We start from the raw sequence: 17,597 nt of genomic DNA, 5'->3' as shown, positions 1-17,597 counted from the left end.
CCAGCCAATTATAGAGCTCCCAACTCCCATGTCTACTCAACTTAGAGATTTAATTGATAATCAAGACGTCGCTGCGTTAAGAGCGTTTATTGCTAAACATGAGGAATTAAATTACGCATCGATTAGCCCCAACGGCGCATCAGCGCTTTGGTGGGCCTTGATGCCCCCCAAAGGTAAGTTCATATCTTATAAGGTGGTTGAGTGTCTGCTTGATTATATCAAAGGAGACGGCACACCTCTTGTTAACCCCACGCAACCGCTTGCCGGCCTAACGCCGTGGCAATACCTGATTGCGCACAATCAGGAAAACTTGCTATATAATGTTATAAGAATAGTATTAACGGCTGAAAATCAATATCAGCACCAAAACCTCCTTCAAGGACAAGCAGGCCTTGCCGCACTGGCTGATGACGCTCAAAATGTCCACGACTCTAGGATTAGTCAACTTGCCCGCAAAAATACCATTCAACTGTACGAGCATTACATTGAGGGCGCGGGTTTTGCGCTTGATAAAGAATTATGCCAAAAGACTTTTAAAGAAATAACCGCCTTTATTGAAAACCATCCGAGCCTACGCGCTGATAAAGTGACACAAATGAAAGAAGGGCTGGATTATTGTTTTAAAACGCCGACGCAATTTAGTTTTAGAAACGGTCAAGATGACACAAAAGATGAATTTAGTCTCACTCTTGCACAGTTGACTAGCCTCGTCTGGCTAGCTGCCAATGAAAAAGAAGAACGCCTACTTCCTGCAGACAGCGACGATAAAGATGGCGCTTTGCGCCTTGAAGCAAGAAAAGTAGCGCTTTTAAATACGCTTTATGATAACGCTACGGCTTATGGCCAAGGCCGCCACAGTTGTGCCGGTGGCGCTTGCCATCGTTTGGGCTCATCATTGGCATCGCTGCATCGTTTAGTGGATGCCTTTCCTGCGGACGTAAAGCTAACAGGCGATGCGGCAAATATCGTTACCATTCGCGTCCTAGGCGAGGCGCTGGGCGAGTTATTACAAGAAAAGCCCGAGCATCATTTGGCCTTAGTGCGTTATTTCTCGTTTGAAGACTATGACCAGGAAGAGAAAGATAAAGAAACATACGATGCGTTTATTGAAGCGCGAGAAGAGGCCCTTGAGCGCGCGCTAGCTGGTGAAAATATTGAGGAAGGACTAATTGCAGCTACGATTGAGGCTATCCATGGGGATTATCCTTCCTATCCGCTTTCATACCACAAAATAAGCCATCAGTTATCTGCTTTAATGAAGGCTTATGAAAAACAAGGGTTGGATAAGAAGATATTCTTTGAAGAGAAACCGGCACAAGAGATAATGAATCAGGGCATTCAATGCCTAGCTGAAAGGTTAATAGAAAAAGAATCATTTAGTAAGCTGCTGGCAGCCCATGGTTATAGTCCTGGCTCTGATGAGTCTGATGAGAAGGCAGCCTTAGCAAAAGAGTTTATTACCCAATGGTTTCAGCAAAAAACATCCGATGACGCGGCGATAGACATCAGTGACTTTCTTGATAATAAACTTCAAAAAGAACAATTAGCCTTCCCAACGCAATGCTTTTTTCTTGCTTATTTTAAAAGCCAACAAGCCATTATGGCAGAAAACAATCCTCACCAGGCGTTATGGTTAAGTCAACTTACCAATCAACAGATTATCGCTTTAATGAGCGGAGTTGCGCAAAATAAGGAGGGTCAAATTGGCCAACAAGACCTTGCACTGCTTCTCTTACTAGTAGAGGAAGCCCTGCTTCAGGGAGTGACCGCGAACCTAAGCCTTCAAGGGATAAGCTTTAAACATATGGACCTAAGAGGTCATGATTTCTTCGGTGTGAATTTAGATAACGCGCGCTTTATTGACTGCTTATTGCCCATTAACGCGAACCCTGCCAGTTGCGAGGCGATACATCTTGAAGATTGCCACTTGCCACTGATTGCAAGCGATGCCCCGGCAATTGCTATGGCCAGGCTATTTGCATACCGCCCACTGTCAAAATTAACGCTCGCGCTTTACCTTAAAAAAGTTAACTCAGTGGATGATTTAAAGGCGCAGGATGAAGATGGCTATACCGCGCTAATATGGGCGGCTAGCAAAGGACAAACTGAAGCCGTGAACGCCATTCTTGCAAGCCAGCATTGTGATAGCGAGGTTTTAAAGGTACAGGATAGATGGGGCAATACCGCGTTGATATTGGCGGCACGGCACGGACATACAGAAGCAGTAAAAGCCATTCTTGCAAGTCAGCATTGTGATGGCGAGGTTTTAAAGGCGCAGCATAAAGATGGCAATACTGCGTTGATTTTGGCGGTCCGGAGCGGACATACAGAAGCCGTGAATGCTATTCTTGCAAGCCCGCATTGCAATAGCGAGGCTTTAAAGGCGCAGGGTGAAGATGGCTATACCGCGTTGATAATGGCGGTCAGCCAAGGACATACTGAAGCTGTAAAAGCCATTCTTACAAGTCAGCATTGTGATAGCGACGTTTTAAAGGCGCAGAATAAATATGGCTATACCGCGCTAATATGGGCGGCTCGCGAAGGAAAAACTGAAGTCGTGAACGCCATTCTTGCAAGCCAGCATTGTGATAGCGAGGTTTTAAAGGCACAAGATAAAGATGGTTATACCGCGTTGATACTGGCGGCTCTGAACGGACGTACTGAAGTAGTAAAAGCCATTCTTGAAAGCCAACACTGCAATAGCGAGGTTTTAAAGGCGCAGGATAAATATGGCAAAACCACGTTGGTATTGGCGACCAAGTATGGACAAACTGAAACAGTAAGAGCCATTCTTACAAGCCAGCATTGTGATAGCGCGGTTTTAAAGGTACAAGATGAATATGGCGAGACCGCGCTGATTTGCGCGGCCCGCGAAGTACATACAGAAGCTGTGAACGCCATTCTTGCAAGCCAGCATTGTGATAGCGAGGTTTTAAAGGCGCAGGATGAGTATGGCTATACCGCGTTGATTTTGGCGGTCCGGTGCGGAAATACAGAAGCCTTGAATGCCATTCTTGCAAGCCAACATTGCAATAGCGAGGTTTTAAAGGCACAGGATAGTTTTGGCAATACCGCGTTGATGCTGGCGGCCCGGTACGGACATACAGAAGTAGTAAAAGCTATTCTTGCAAGCCAGCATTGCAATAGCGAGGTTTTAAAGGCCCAGGATAATTTTGGCTATACCGCGTTGATAATGGCGGTCAGCCAAGGACATACTGAAGCAGTAAAAGCCATTCTTGCAAGCCAGCATTGTGATAGCGAGGTTTTAAAGGCGCAGGATAAAGATGGCAAAACTGCGTTGCTATTGGCGGAGGAGCATGAACAAACTGAAGCCGCGAACGCCATTCTTAAAAGCCAGCATTGTGATAGCGAGGCTTTAAAGGCAGAGGATGATAATGGCAATACCGCAGCAGCAACGCTGTCTGGCGTCGGTTTATTCGCTGCTGGCGCCCATGAACAAAAGACTAGCCAATCAAGTCGTTTATCACCACCCGAAGCAGGGTCTGGAGAAACACCTGCTGCTGTTAATAAGCAGTAACGATCTGGATCAAGGTTGGTTTGAAGCAAGAAGACAACTTGAATACAAACAGCATTGGCGAGGTGGTATTGTGGTCGCCGTATCACCCCATTATACCAGTCAGACGTATTCAAGCTGCGGGCATTTTGACAAAGCATCCCGACTTTGGCAAGAGCGATTTTGTTGCATGAACTGTGGGTATCAATCAAATGCCGATACAAATGCAGCAAAAAATATTTTAGCGGCAGGGCATGCCGTGTTAGCGGGTGGAGCTGAAGCCTTAGGCGCAGCGTTGAAACCTGAACCACTTGTGGCCTAGTGTCGCGGGAATCCTCGCCCTTTAGGGCGGGGAGGATGTCAATTTGTAATGATTTAGACTAAATTAGCAAGTATGTTCCTCAATCTGAATCGCCAATGACCAAAAAAGACGCAGGTGTAAGCAAAAGCATGCTCGCCATCATCATTATCTTCGTTGTGGGTATGGCGGTTGCCTATTATTTTTGGGAAGTCTTTTTATTCGCCCATTATCTTGGTGGATATGATGAATATGGCCTCCCTATTCAGCGCTCACATTCTGGCTTTTATTTTTTTATTCAAGCCTGGCCTCTATGGGTTTTTCCTCTGCTGATAGTTGTCTTACTGATAGTATTTTTAGCGTTTGTGTTTCAGCGCGAGAAAGAACATCAGATGAAGCGCTTAAGGGCCGAGATCATCGAGCGTGAGAAAGCACTTGAGGCATTAGAGATGGAACTGGAATTGGTTCGTAAAGAAGTTAAGAAAACGAGGATTGAGCGTAATTTAAAAAAAGAATTAGATGAGCTAGAAGAAGAGTTTGCGATATTAATGGAAGAATACCAGCAATGTCAGCAGTTTATTGAAACGCTTTTGCAAAAAATTAAACAGCAGGAATAAAGTTGTTCGTTTCTTACGAAGTATGGGGATACTGTGTATACCCGTGATCGTTCAAAATGCGTGGTTTATGCTTTTTCTTTTTCGGCCTACTGCATTTTGAAGTATCTTGGCTATAAAAGCTTTGATACAATCTTTTTATTTACTTTTAATTACATGAGCCATGCGACTTAAACAACTTAAGCTAGCTGGGTTTAAATCGTTTGTGGAACCAACCGTTATTCCTTTTCCTAGCCAGCTAGTAGCGGTCGTGGGCCCAAATGGCTGCGGAAAATCAAATATTATCGATGCAGTTCGCTGGGTGATGGGGGAGAGCTCTGCGAAAAATCTGCGGGGTGAATCGATGATTGACGTTATTTTTAACGGTTCATCAAACCGAAAGCCCGTGGGACAAGCCTCCGTAGAATTGGTGTTTGATAACAGCTTGGGTCGCTTAAGTGGGCAGTATGCTTCCTATCAGGAAGTTGCGGTGAAACGATTGGTTACTCGTGATGGCGATTCTACGTATTTTCTAAATGGCACACGTTGTCGCCGCCGTGATATTAATGATCTTTTTCTTGGAACCGGGGCTGGTGCACGTGGGTATGCCATTATCGGCCAGGATATGATTTCTAAAATCATTGAGGCTCGGCCTGAAGATCTTAAAACGTATTTAGAAGAGGCCGCCGGCGTTTCAAAATACAAAGAACGCAAAAAAGAAACGCTTCAGCGAATTAATAATACTCGCGAAAACCTTGAGCGAGTCCATGATATTTGTGATGAGTTAGGAAAACAGTTAGCTCGCCTAGAACGTCAAGCTAAAGCAGCAGAACGATACCAACATTTAAAAGAAGAAGAACGGCGTTACAAAGCAGAAATATTGGCTTTAAAATGGAGTGAGTTAAATCAAAACTTAATTACACATCGCCAGAACATTACTCAATCTTCAACCGTTATAGAAGAGCATAAAGCGACGGTTTCAGCTTACCAGAATGAATTGGTTCAACGTCAGGATTCACTTCAAGCAGGAAATCAAGAAGTTCAAGTGGTTCAACAGCAGTATTATCAGATTGGCACAGACATTGCTCGTCTTGAAGAATCTATTCAGCAGAAGCTCGCTGAAAAAAATCGCATTAGCGCCGCGATAGAAGAAGTTGAACGGGATTTAAAAACCGCATCTGAACGAGTGCAATTCGATAAAGCACAATTAGCTAAAAGCAATGATGCTTATAAGTTGTTACAGCAAAGTCTTATTTCTATACAAGAGGATTACGATAAGCAACTTTTAAAGTTAAAGCATTTGCAAGCTGAAGCCAACCAGAACCAGGAAGCCTGGGAAACGTTTTTAACTAGGAAAAATCGAGTGCTACGTGAGGCCGAATTGACTTCATTGCAGCTAAAGCATCTCTCCGAGCGGAAAAAGGATTCCTTAGTTCGGCTTGAGGCTTTAAACCAAGAACAACATGAGCTTGAGATTGAAGACTTAGAGCAAGAGGTCAATCAATTAATCAATGAAGAACGTTCAATTGCGCTGCGTTTAGAACAAGTTCAAGTTCAACACCAGAGCGGACAAAATCAAATCAAGAGTTTACGGACTCAAATCACCGAACAAGAACAGCAGCTTCGCATTGCTCAGGCAAAAGCGCAACAAATCGCGACAGAATACGCATCGTTAACAGCGGCGCAGCAAGCGGCGATTCAAGCGAAAAATGAATCGTGCAATTTACCTCAATGGCAAGATAAGCCGCGCATGATTGATGAAATTCAGGTAGAAGATGCTTGGCAATACGCGCTTGAACTCGCCCTTGGAGACAGTATTCAAGGGATTATTGTCGGCACCGTGGAAGAGGCCTTCTTAAACGAGCATCTTACTCATTCTGCGGTATTGGTAGTAAAGCAAGAAAAAACACAAACTCACGCTCGTTATCCTCGCTTAATCGATAAAATGAACGGTCCTATCCCGAATTGGATTTATCCTCTTCAACAAATATACGCAGCAGAGCATTTAGAAGACGCATTACGGTGGTTGCCATCTCTTTCTGAAGAACAATCTGTAATCACTGCTGATGGCATCTGGATGGGGCGAGGCTGGATAAAAATTGCTCCCCAAAAAAACACAAATGAAACCAGTCTTCTGACCAGACAAAAAGCGCTAGCCTCACTTGAACAAAGAAAAATAGAAGCAAACGACAATGTCTCAGAACTTCATAATTCCTGCACTCACTTGCACGATAAACTGAACCAAATTTCAGCTGAAGTAGCGTCATTAAAAGACTCGATCTTTACTATTCAAGATAAATTACATCAGATAAAAGCGATTAAAGACCAGAAGCAAAAGACTTTAGAAGAACGCAAAGCTCGGCAGTTTAAGTTAAGGGATGATATTGAAACCTTAACGCAAGTCATTGAGTCTTTGGCTGAGGAAGCAATACAAGCTGAGGATAAAGCCAAAGCATTCGAACAGGAATGTTGTTACTTTAATGACGAAGAACAATTATTGTTGCAAGCAAAGAAAGAAGCCGAATCATCTTACGCCTCAAGTCAGCATCAATTAGAGGCTATGCGGAAACTGTTAGGACAAACTCAATCGCAACATGATCGCGAAGCGTTATTGATCGAACAACATAAAACTTCAATCACACGCGAAGAACTCTCTATTGAATCTTTAAAACAAAAACAGCAAGAATTGTCCGCACGCCATAGAGCACTCAATATTCCTGAAGAAACTCTTCGCCAACCGCTGATTGAAAAAACAAAAGCGTTTAATGAACTCGAGGTTTCCTTATCGAATTGGCGAGAAACAATAGAAGAACTGCAAAGACAGATCAGTGATATTAACCAGGCAATAAAACAGGAGGAAAGCTTTGTTCAGACGTTGCAGGAGTCACTGCAACAGAAAAAGCTTGAAGAACAGGCTTTACATCTTCGCAGAGAAGGATATGTTGAATCCCTAAGCACCATAGGGTTAACACCTGAAGAGGTACTCCAGGCAATGACTGAAGAAACCTCACTTGCCCACCACGAGAGTGTGGTTAAAGAACTTGAAGAGAAAATTAAGCGCTTAGGTGCTATTAATCTTGTGGCCATTGAAGAATATCAAACCGAGCTGGAACGAAAACAACATCTTGATCGCCAACATCAAGATTTATCCGAAGCATTAAATACGTTAGAAAAAGCCATTGCAAAAATGGATGAAGAAACAACAACCCGATTAAAAGCAACGTTTGATCAAGTCAACGAATCCTTTCAAATGCTTTTCCCAAGACTTTTTGGTGGGGGGCGTGCTAAGTTAGAACTTACATGCGATAATCTTCTAGAGGCGGGCGTGATGGTTATTGCCCAACCCCCAGGAAAACGCAACAGCACGATTCACATGCTTTCAGGTGGTGAGAAAGCAATGACGGCTGTTGCACTCGTTTTTGCTATTTTTCAACTGAATCCAGCGCCTTTTTGTATGCTGGATGAAGTAGACGCACCGCTGGATGATGCGAATGTTCGACGATTTTGTGCTTTGGTTAAAGAAATGTCTCATTGTGTGCAATTTTTATTTATTACACACAATAAGGTGACTATGGAACTAGCGGATCAATTAATTGGCGTCACAATGCGTGAGCCTGGTGTGTCAAGAATTGTTGCTGTGGATGTGGAAGAGGCGTTGAGTTACAGCACGATAGAGGCTTGACGTGTAAATCTTAGCATTGAGAAAGAACAAGGTTCTTAGGCAATGTTTTGTCAATTGACTTAACTTATTGGCCTGTGGTCTTGAGATAGGATTGATTTATAGGAGTTAATGATGCAGGCAAACTGGAGTTTGATTGTGAATATCTTATTGCTAGTCGGCGTATTTATTGCCATTGGCCAAATGATGCGGGTAAGGCATAAAAATACTCGTGAAAAAATGCGCCAACCTTCGATAGGTCCTGAGCTCGGTCAGGAACAGGATGATATTATTGCGATAAGAAAAATATCGAGTCATGAAGTAGAAGATACCCAGTCAAAGTCACACCCTAAAGTTAGTCCTTCTAAACAGTCTAATCGAGTCGTGATTGAGCCAAACGTTGAATCTCTAATGCTTTTTTTATTAGCAAAAGAAAATCGTGAGCTTGCGGGTTATGAACTCTTGCAGACGATTCTTGCTGCCGGGCTAAGATTTGGTGAAGGACATTTGTTTCATCGCCATCAACAACGCAACGGCCAGGGGCCTGTGCTGTGCAGCTTGGCTGCTGCGACCCCAACGGGTGTGTTTGATTTACAGAATATTGGTGCGTTCAGCGTTCGAGGGCTTTGTTTATTTATGCAGGCCAGTGGTAATCCTACGATCGATCTTGAACGCTTTGACATTATGTTAGAAACAGCAAAACAATTAAGTGAAGATTTGAATACTTTTTTATTAGATGATGAGCAGCGTCCTTTAAATGACGAACGTCTGCAGCGGTATTACGCACGCCTTAATAAACAACAAGATGAACGTCAAATGATAAATTGATATTGGGGATAACTATGATGATGTTAGCTGAGGTTGCATCTGTACTTAATGCCGTTTGCACGGAGAACTTTGAGCTGCAAGATATTTGTATTGATAGCCGGCGAGTTAACTCTGGAAGTTTGTTTGTAGCCATTAAAGGCGAGCGTTTTGATGGCCATGATTTTATCAAGGAAGCTATCTCCATGGGCGCAAGTGCTGTGGTTTGCCAGCGAAAAATTGACCATGTGAATGTTCCGCAGTTTATCGTTCAAGATACCATAGCTGCATTGGCAGATATTGCTTGTTATCATCGTTCAAAATTTACTTGTGGTGTGATTGCTTTAACTGGCAGTAACGGTAAAACGACGGTTAAGGAAATGATCGCAGCTATCCTGCCGCAACCGGCTTTTGCGACGAAAGGCAATTTAAATAATCATATTGGTGTTCCTCTGAGCGCATTGCAATTAAACTCAAATCATCGTTACGCCGTTTTTGAACTTGGAGCGAATCACCCTAATGAAATCGCTCATACCGTTTCTATTGTGAAACCTAAAGTAACCCTAATCAACAACATTGCTCCTGCACATATTGAAGGATTCGGCTCAATTGATGGGGTAGCGCTGGCAAAGGGAGAAATTCATCAAGGGTTGGCAGCTGGCGGAACAGCCATCATTAATGACGATGATGAGTATGCGCATTTCTGGGATTCGTCATTAATCGACAAAAACATTGTGCGTTTCTCTTTAAATAAGCCAGTTGACGTTTATGCTCATAAGATCACCTTGCAAACGAATAAGTGCGCTCAGTTTATGCTGATGACTCCAAAAGGAGAAGCCGCAATACAACTACAGGTTCCTGGGCTTCACAATGTGAACAATGCTCTGGCGGCTGCAGCATGCACTTACGCGCTTGGGATTGGTTTATCCGACATTAAAGCAGGATTAAATCAATTTTGTGGTGTCTCTGGAAGAATGACTCACCGGATTGGTAAGCAAGGCGCTTTAATTATTGATGATACCTATAATGCCAATTTACAATCCGCACTGAAAGCGTTGGATGTGCTGTCGCAGTATGAAGGCAAGCGTATATTTGTTCTTGGAGATATGGGGGAACTGGGCGATTGGTCTAAAAAACATCATCAACTGGTTGGTCAAGCTGCAAAAGAATTAGATATTGATGAGTTATATACCTATGGGCAGCATAGCCAACATACCACCAAGACGTTTGGTGAGCATGCCTATCACTTTACTAGTCATCAGGAATTAGCGGAATGCTTATTGAAAAAGCTAGATAAGACCACAGTGGTTTTAGTGAAGGGGTCACGTTCAAGCGCGATGGAGAATGTTGTTAATCCGTTAATCGATTTTGGATAATCGACTTCTCGCGGCTATAATTGCGCGTTTAACCATCGTATTCGTAACAAACGTTTACTGGGGCAGGGGTCGTCTGGCCAGCTAAAGTATCATAAATAGGGGTTATACATGTTATATTGGATAACGCAATTACTACAAGGACAGTATCATGCGTTTAGAGTGTTTCAATATATTACGTTTCGGTCAATTTTAGCCGCGCTGACGGGGCTTCTGGTCGGTCTTTTTTGCGGACCACGGACAATAAAATGGTTGCGTGGATTGCAGATTGGTCAAATGGTTCGCAATGATGGTCCTCAAAGCCATTTGTCGAAAGCAGGAACCCCCACAATGGGTGGTGTTCTGATTCTCCTAGCCATTACCATCAGCACCTTACTTTGGGGGGATCTTCGTCAAACTAACTTATGGGTGGTGTTGCTGGTTACCTTAAGTTTTGGCGTGGTTGGATGGGTAGATGATTATCGCAAATTAGTTTTAAAAAACAGTAAAGGACTGGCTGGTCGGTGGAAATATCTTTGGCAATCATTAATTGCAATTGTAGCGGTGCTGTTTCTCTATGTTAATGCCAGCGCTCCGATACATACACAGCTGACGATTCCTTTTTTCAAAAATATTCTTGTAGAACTTGGCCCGCTGTTTCCACTATTAGCCTATTTCGTCATTGTAGGCAGCAGCAATGCCGTGAATTTGACGGATGGTTTAGATGGATTGGCGATTGTTCCTATTATTATGGTGGCTGGTGCTTTAGGCGTTTTTTCTTATGTGGCCAGTAACGCTGTCTATGCTCATTACCTTGCGATTCCTTTTGTCCCAAACACCGGAGAGTTGACCATATTCTGTTCATCGATCGTCGGCGCAGGCTTAGGCTTTCTCTGGTATAACACATACCCTGCCCAAGTATTTATGGGTGATGTTGGATCGCTTTCTCTGGGGGCGGCGCTTGGAATTGTTGCTGTCATTATTCGCCAAGAACTGGTGTTATTAATTATGGGTGGTCTTTTTGTGATTGAGACACTGTCCGTTATTTTGCAAGTGGCTTATTTTAAATATTCTGGCGGTAAACGAATATTTCGTATGGCTCCGTTACATCATCATTTTGAACTAAAAGGGTGGTCAGAACCCAAAGTGATTGTTCGTTTTTGGATTATGACTGTTATTTTTGTATTGTGTGGATTAGCCACATTAAAGCTTCGGTAGGTGTTTATGCACTCAGCGCTTCATTTGGTGGTTGGATTAGGTCAGACGGGTTTGTCCATTGCTCGTTATCTTCAACGACGTCATGTTCCTTTCGCGGTGTTCGATACTCGTAAAAGTCCAACAGGTGCTGCGGAGTTTAAAATGGGATTTCCTGGGGTGGATTTGTATTTAGGAGAACTCCCAGATTCAATGTATCAACGTTTAAATGGAATTATATGTAGTCCCGGGGTTCCCCTAGATGCCCCTTTTTTACAACGAGCACGAGCGCAGGGCATCCCAATATTTGGTGACATTGATTGCTTGGCTCGTGAAATTAAAGAGCCTGTGGTCGCCATTACAGGCACAAATGGTAAATCAACTGTAACAACTTTAGTTGGGGAGATGACAAAGGCATCCGGTCTAACTGTGGCCGTTGCTGGTAATATTGGTTTACCGGTCTTGGATATTTTAGATGTTGGGGTTCAGTATGATTTATGGGTTTTGGAATTGTCTAGTTTCCAACTTGATTTGACCCACTCATTAGCTCCCTTAGCAGCCACGATTTTAAATATTACACTGGATCATCTTGATAGGCATCATACTTTTCAGGCCTATATTAATTCCAAGCAGCGTATATATAATCAATCGCAAGTGGTTGTATTCAATCGCGATGATAAAAACACTGATCTCCAAGCGCCAGATAATCTAGCATTGCAAAGTGTTAGTTTTGGCAGTGATGCACCTGATAATGACCTGAATTGGGGAATTATCCGAGAGGGAGATAAAATCTATTTGGCCAAGGGGCAAAAACGACTAATGTCTGCTGACCAAATGCGAATCCGAGGTGCCCACAACTGGCTTAATGCACTCGCTGCCTGTGCCCTAGCCGATGCCGCAGGCGTCGCTCAAAAGTATATGATCGAGGTCTTGGAACGTTTTGCGGGGTTACCACATCGAAGCCAATGGGTCAGAACCTTGGATGAGGTCGATTGGATCAATGATTCTAAAGCAACCAACGTGGGCGCAACGATATCTGCCATTTTAGGAATAGGAGGTTCCATGCGAGGTAAAATCGTTTTAATTGCCGGAGGCCAAGGAAAAGGCGCAGATTTTAGTGACTTAGAGCATCCCTTAAAGGAGTATGTACGAGCGGTTGTTTTAATCGGTCAGGATGCCGATCAGATAGAAGAAATTATTCCCGAATCGGTGGACGTAGTGCGCGCAGGTACGATGGAGGATGCCGTTAAAAAAGCGCGACGACATGCGAAACCGGGCGATGTCGTTTTATTATCGCCTGCCTGTGCCAGTTTCGATATGTTTCGAGACTTTAATCATCGTGGAGATGATTTTATGGCTCTGGTTAATACTTTGTGAGTATTATGCGCCCTCGGCACCTCAATCAACGCGGTCAACCCACCCACAACCCTTTGGCGCTATATGATAAGTGGCTGATTTTGGCGGTAGCTGGCCTAGTTATGATTGGTTTGATGATGGTGGCATCTAGCTCCGTCATGATTTCCACACGTACCTTTCATCAGCCGTTCCATTACCTTATTCGTCAAGCGTGTTATTTGGCATTTGGGCTAGTCATGGTGTTTATCATTCTCCGAACGGATAGCAGTGTTTGGGAAAAACTCAGCATCCCTTTATTATTAGGATGTTTTATCCTGTTAATTTTAGTTCTCATTCCTGGAATAGGGCGCATGGTAAACGGCAGCCGCCGATGGCTGTCACTAGGGCCCATCGGCGTTCAAGTCTCAGAGCTTGCTAAAGTTACCATCATTTTTTATTTATCAGGCTATTTAGTTCGGCAAAAAACCGAAGTTGAACAGAGTATTATGGGATTTATTAAACCTATGATAATCTTGTCCCTTTTTTCGGTTCTGCTGTTGCTGGAGCCGGATTTTGGTGCTTCGGTAGTGATTGCCTGTACAGCTATGGCGATGTTATTCCTCACCGGCGTTAAATTACGATATTATGTCGGCCTTGTTTTTTTAGTGGGATTGGCGCTAGCTTTTCTTGCCATTTCTTCGCCTTATCGAATGACTCGTCTAACAGCATTCCTAAATCCTTGGGCCGATCAATTTAATACCGGTTATCAATTAACTCAATCCTTGATTGCGTTTGGAAGAGGCGGCTGGTTTGGGGTTGGTTTAGGAGATGGCGTTCAAAAACTGTTTTACCTGCCTGAAGCGCACACGGACTTTTTATTTGCAGTATTAGCCGAAGAGTTAGGATTAGTTGGAATCCTATTGGTTATTGCACTATATAGTATATTGGTATTTAGAGGATTAATGATAGGGTTTAACGCTTACGTTCAAGAGCGATTATTTGCAGCCTATACAGCCTACGGTATTACCTTTTGGCTGGGGCTACAAGCGGCTATTAATATGGGAGTTAATTCAGGGCTTTTGCCCACTAAAGGATTAACTCTGCCGCTGATGAGTTACGGTGGCGCTAGTATGATCGTTTGCTTATGTGTGACGGCTCTGTTAGTGCGTATCGATCATGAAAATCGCTGGCATGCATTAGGATTAGCCTAACTTTTCCTCGTTAAGTAAAAATTTGTGGCAAACAATTGGGCAGCGTCCCTAAAGTTTCGCAAGTTGCGAAACTTTAGGGACGCTGCCTAGGGCGTAACTGCTTTCTCTAGGATAAAGCGCTAATGTGTTTTGAGAATTTGCCGATATCGATTAAACAGACCCTCAAGAGCAAGGGGAGACAATTTTGAAAAACAAACATGGTTTTTTGACCCCTAGAATGGGAAGAGTAGAACACATTCACTTTGTTGGCATCGGTGGTGCTGGCATGTGTGGGATTGCAGAAGTGTTGCATAATGAAGGATATCATATTTCGGGCTCCGATATGTCTGAAAGTCGGTCCGTACAGCGATTGAAATCGCTCGGTATAACGGTTTATATTGGTCACCGGTTAGAGAATGTGTATGGCGCTGATGTCGTGGTTCGTTCTACGGCAATTGAAGATTCCAATCCAGAAGTTAAGGCCGCTCGCGAACAAATGATACCGGTTATTCCTCGGGCCATGATGTTGGCTGAGTTGATGCGCTTTCGACATGGCATCGCCATTGCTGGAACACATGGTAAAACTACAACGACGAGTTTAGTCAGCAGTCTCTTAGCCGAGGGTGGCTTGGATCCAAGCTTTGTTATCGGTGGTAAATTAAACAGCTGCGGTAGTAATGCGCAGCTTGGCAAATCGCCTTATTTTGTGGCAGAAGCCGACGAAAGTGATGCTTCCTTTCTCTTTTTAAAACCCATGATGGCGGTTGTAACCAATATCGATGCTGATCACATGGGCACTTATGGCAATGATTTTAATACCTTACGCAATACTTTTGTGGAGTTTTTGCACCACTTGCCATTTTATGGGCTGGCAGTGTTATGTATTGAAGATGATGAAGTACGTCAAATTATGCCTATGATCCAGCGCCCGACGATCACCTATGGTGTTCGTGAAGGGGCACATTACCGCGGCGTAAATTTTCGTCAACAAGGGCTTTTAAGTGAGTTTGAGGTTCATCGCCCAAAACCGCACAAGCCGTTAAATATACAATTTAAATGGCCAGGTCGACATAATTTACTCAATGCGTTAGCCGCCATTGCAATTGCAACCGAACTTGGTGTAGACGATAATTCCATTATTAAAGGACTGTTAAACTTCCAAGGTGTCGGCAGACGTTTTCAAATGCTTGGAGAGCGGCGATTTGAGCATGGTAAGGCCATGATTATTGATGATTATGGACATCACCCTAAAGAAATTACTTCGACCATCGAAGCATTTCGTTCGGTTTGGCCAGATCGTAGATTAGTTCACGTATTTCAACCGCATCGTTTTACTCGGACCCAGTCACTTTTTCCACAATTTGTACAGTCATTGTCATTAGCGGATGAGTTGCTACTGCTTGACATCTATTCTGCTGGAGAACAATCTATACCTGGAATAAGTAGCGAAGCGCTGGCCAAAGAAATTCGTAGTCAATTTCCTAAGGTAACCTTAGTCACGGAAACGAATTTAGAACAAAATTTAAATTCTTTAATTCTTGAAGGCGATGTTGTATTAATGCAGGGAGCCGGCAGCATTGGTCAGCTGGCTGTTAATCTAATGCAAACTTTACGAGAATCCGCGTGAATACCATTGTTTCTTCTGCCCTTGAGGCGATAAGAACGTACCAAGGTGAGCTGTGTTTGAATGAACCTTTGGGCGATTACACTACTTGGCGAGTGGGTGGCCCAGCCAAGGCGCTCTACAAACCCGCAAGTCTTGGAGATTTAGCAGAGTTTTTAAAATCCTTGCCCAGCTCAGAGCCTATTTTGTGGCTAGGCTTGGGCAGCAACAGTTTGATTCGAGATAACGGCTTTTTAGGCACCGTTATCTTAACCCAAAATTATTTGAATGAATTAACCTTGCTTGATGACACAACCATTCGGGTTGAAGCGGGCGTGTCCTGCGCTAAAATGGCACGATTTTGCGCGCGCAATCATCTTTCGGGTGGCGAGTTTTGGGCTGGCATTCCAGGCACCATGGGTGGGGCGTTAAGAATGAATGCAGGTTGTTTCAATGGTGAAACATGGAATTACGTCATCGAAGTCGAAACGATTAATCGCTTTGGTGAAATCAAAACACGCCTTGCAAAAGAGTTTGATGTTTCCTATCGCCAGGTTTTGGGATTGGCAAACGACGAATGGTTTGTTTCAGCCACCTGTCGTCTACAACCAGGAGATAAAGAAGCTTCACTTCAAGTCATTAAGGACTTACTGGCACGTCGAGCTGCAACGCAACCTACCAGTGAATACAATTGCGGCTCTGTATTTCGGAATCCACCCAATCATTTTGCTGCGAAACTAATCGAGACTTCTGGACTTAAAGGATATTCTATTGGGGGCGCGCGGGTTTCAGAAAAGCACGCCAACTTCATTATTAATACCGATGGCAAAGCCACAGCCAAAGATATTGAACAGTTGATTCAAACGGTTCAAGATGTGGTAAAAGAAAAAACAGCCTATGAGCTGATTCGCGAAGTACATATTATTGGAGACTAATCAATGTCTAAGCCTATAACTCTGGCTTTACTCTATGGCGGAAAATCTGGCGAGCACGAGATATCCTTAATTTCAGCGGCTTCGGTTCTAGCTTATTTAGATAGTGAGCGGTATCAGATTATTCCTATTGGCATGGATAAGGAAGGACGTCTTTTCATAAATAACTATGAAGAATTACTGTCTTATAAAGAGTCACTCCCCGTTCATACAAACCACTCCCGCTCTTTGGATAGTTTAATTGTTAATGGTGGTTTAGCGCTTCATGCAGATGTTGTATTTCCTGTGGTGCACGGCCCATTATATGAAGACGGTTGTTTGCAAGGGGTTCTGGAATTGGCTGATGTGGCTTATGTTGGCTGCGATGTTCTGGCTTCAGCCTTGGGTATGGATAAAGACATCTCCAGGAGACTAACCAAAGCTCAAGGCATCAAATCAGCGCGTTATCAAGCATTTTCTTCACGGCTAACGGCTCAGGAAACCGAAGCGATATGCCATGAAATTTCATCCCGTTATGGATGGCCCTTATTTGTAAAACCTTGCTCAATGGGATCTAGCGTTGGGATTCACAAAGTGAACAATATGGAGGAACTCATATCCGCTGTGAAAGACGCTGGGCGATTCGATACTGAAGTCATCGTTGAAGCATTTATCAAAGGTCGAGAAATCGAGCTTGCGGTATTAGAGCACAAGAATCCTTCTGCTCCCCCTAAAGTGTCTATACCTGGAGAAATTAGAGTTAAGCACCGCGATGGATTTTACTCATACACGGCTAAGTATCTTGAAAGTCATATGACCGAGCTGTGTGTTCCAGCATTGCTCAGCGATCAAGTCGTCAATCGGCTACAAGAAGCGGCTCGTGAAATTTTCACTATTTTAAAGTGTAAAGGAATGGCTCGCGTTGATTTTTTCTATGATGAAGAACAGGATGAAATTTATTTTAATGAGATCAACAGCATCCCTGGTTTCACAACCATCAGCATGTATCCAAAGTTATGGGAAGCTTCAGGATTAAACTATAAAGATTTGCTGACTGAGTTAATCGATCTAGCACGTACTCAACATCAAGTGCGCAGGCAATTAGTTACCCACTACCAATAATTTCTTCAAGTTGTTACACTTCA

Annotated in this window: 12 protein-coding genes; all 12 read left to right on the top strand. The window is 43.5% G+C overall.

The features are described 5' to 3' along the window. The first annotated feature begins 28 nt into the window (after positions 1–28). A complete protein-coding gene (locus tag E1O47_RS06260) occupies positions 29–3,538 on the top strand; it encodes an ankyrin repeat domain-containing protein (protein ID WP_133130403.1) in 3,510 nt (1,169 codons plus the stop codon). Beyond that, positions 3,453–3,836: a zinc ribbon domain-containing protein gene (locus E1O47_RS06255; RefSeq protein WP_165475050.1), complete on the top strand. Its 384-nt coding sequence runs from the start codon at positions 3,453–3,455 to the stop codon at positions 3,834–3,836. Before E1O47_RS06260 ends, E1O47_RS06255 begins: the two co-directional genes overlap by 86 nt. A 95-nt stretch (positions 3,837–3,931) precedes the next feature. After that, positions 3,932–4,429 carry a hypothetical protein gene (locus E1O47_RS06250; protein ID WP_133130401.1) on the top strand — a complete coding sequence of 166 codons (498 nt, stop codon included), beginning with the start codon at positions 3,932–3,934 and terminating at the stop codon, positions 4,427–4,429. Between the two features lie 160 nt (positions 4,430–4,589). Further along, a complete protein-coding gene (smc, locus tag E1O47_RS06245; RefSeq protein ID WP_133130400.1) occupies positions 4,590–8,087 on the top strand; it encodes a chromosome segregation protein SMC in 3,498 nt (1,165 codons plus the stop codon). 111 nt (positions 8,088–8,198) lie between these two features. Then, a complete protein-coding gene (locus E1O47_RS06240) occupies positions 8,199–8,891 on the top strand; it encodes a cell division protein ZipA C-terminal FtsZ-binding domain-containing protein (protein ID WP_133130421.1) in 693 nt (230 codons plus the stop codon). Between the two features lie 17 nt (positions 8,892–8,908). Continuing rightward, positions 8,909–10,243, top strand: coding sequence for a UDP-N-acetylmuramoyl-tripeptide--D-alanyl-D-alanine ligase (locus tag E1O47_RS06235; RefSeq protein WP_133130420.1), 1,335 nt, complete (start codon positions 8,909–8,911; stop codon positions 10,241–10,243). Positions 10,244–10,351: 108 nt separating this feature from the next. Next, on the top strand, positions 10,352–11,437 hold the full coding sequence (mraY, locus tag E1O47_RS06230) for a phospho-N-acetylmuramoyl-pentapeptide-transferase (RefSeq protein WP_133130399.1): 1,086 nt from the start codon (positions 10,352–10,354) through the stop codon (positions 11,435–11,437). Positions 11,438–11,443: 6 nt separating this feature from the next. Continuing rightward, positions 11,444–12,790, top strand: a complete 1,347-nt coding sequence (gene murD, locus E1O47_RS06225) for a UDP-N-acetylmuramoyl-L-alanine--D-glutamate ligase (protein WP_133130398.1) — start codon at positions 11,444–11,446, stop codon at positions 12,788–12,790. Positions 12,791–12,795: 5 nt separating this feature from the next. Further along, on the top strand, positions 12,796–13,959 hold the full coding sequence (ftsW, locus tag E1O47_RS06220; protein ID WP_133130397.1) for a putative lipid II flippase FtsW: 1,164 nt from the start codon (positions 12,796–12,798) through the stop codon (positions 13,957–13,959). A 217-nt stretch (positions 13,960–14,176) separates the two neighbouring features. After that, positions 14,177–15,565 carry a UDP-N-acetylmuramate--L-alanine ligase gene (gene murC / locus E1O47_RS06215; RefSeq protein ID WP_133130419.1) on the top strand — a complete coding sequence of 463 codons (1,389 nt, stop codon included), beginning with the start codon at positions 14,177–14,179 and terminating at the stop codon, positions 15,563–15,565. A gap of 5 nt (positions 15,566–15,570) precedes the next feature. After that, positions 15,571–16,476 carry a UDP-N-acetylmuramate dehydrogenase gene (gene murB / locus E1O47_RS06210; RefSeq protein ID WP_133130418.1) on the top strand — a complete coding sequence of 302 codons (906 nt, stop codon included), beginning with the start codon at positions 15,571–15,573 and terminating at the stop codon, positions 16,474–16,476. Between the two features lie 3 nt (positions 16,477–16,479). Next, complete coding sequence (locus tag E1O47_RS06205; RefSeq protein WP_133130396.1) at positions 16,480–17,574, top strand: D-alanine--D-alanine ligase family protein; 1,095 nt, start codon at positions 16,480–16,482, stop codon at positions 17,572–17,574. Positions 17,575–17,597 lie beyond the last annotated feature (23 nt).

This window comes from Legionella yabuuchiae (assembly GCF_900640115.1).
Lineage (GTDB): Bacteria > Pseudomonadota > Gammaproteobacteria > Legionellales > Legionellaceae > Legionella_A > Legionella_A yabuuchiae.
The sequence above is the reverse complement of the archived record's forward strand: the minus strand, read 5'-3'. Positions and strand labels throughout refer to the sequence as shown.

What these genes read in the sequence shown, in the direction of transcription:
- E1O47_RS06260 (WP_133130403.1), top strand. Translation starts at nt 29, where the DNA reads ATGTCTACTCAACTTAGAGATTTAATTGATAATCAAGACGTCGCTGCG.
- E1O47_RS06255 (WP_165475050.1), top strand. Translation starts at nt 3,453, where the DNA reads ATGAACAAAAGACTAGCCAATCAAGTCGTTTATCACCACCCGAAGCAG.
- E1O47_RS06250 (WP_133130401.1), top strand. Translation starts at nt 3,932, where the DNA reads ATGACCAAAAAAGACGCAGGTGTAAGCAAAAGCATGCTCGCCATCATC.
- smc (WP_133130400.1), top strand. Translation starts at nt 4,590, where the DNA reads ATGCGACTTAAACAACTTAAGCTAGCTGGGTTTAAATCGTTTGTGGAA.
- E1O47_RS06240 (WP_133130421.1), top strand. Translation starts at nt 8,199, where the DNA reads ATGCAGGCAAACTGGAGTTTGATTGTGAATATCTTATTGCTAGTCGGC.
- E1O47_RS06235 (WP_133130420.1), top strand. Translation starts at nt 8,909, where the DNA reads ATGATGTTAGCTGAGGTTGCATCTGTACTTAATGCCGTTTGCACGGAG.
- mraY (WP_133130399.1), top strand. Translation starts at nt 10,352, where the DNA reads ATGTTATATTGGATAACGCAATTACTACAAGGACAGTATCATGCGTTT.
- murD (WP_133130398.1), top strand. Translation starts at nt 11,444, where the DNA reads ATGCACTCAGCGCTTCATTTGGTGGTTGGATTAGGTCAGACGGGTTTG.
- ftsW (WP_133130397.1), top strand. Translation starts at nt 12,796, where the DNA reads ATGCGCCCTCGGCACCTCAATCAACGCGGTCAACCCACCCACAACCCT.
- murC (WP_133130419.1), top strand. Translation starts at nt 14,177, where the DNA reads ATGGGAAGAGTAGAACACATTCACTTTGTTGGCATCGGTGGTGCTGGC.
- E1O47_RS06205 (WP_133130396.1), top strand. Translation starts at nt 16,480, where the DNA reads ATGTCTAAGCCTATAACTCTGGCTTTACTCTATGGCGGAAAATCTGGC.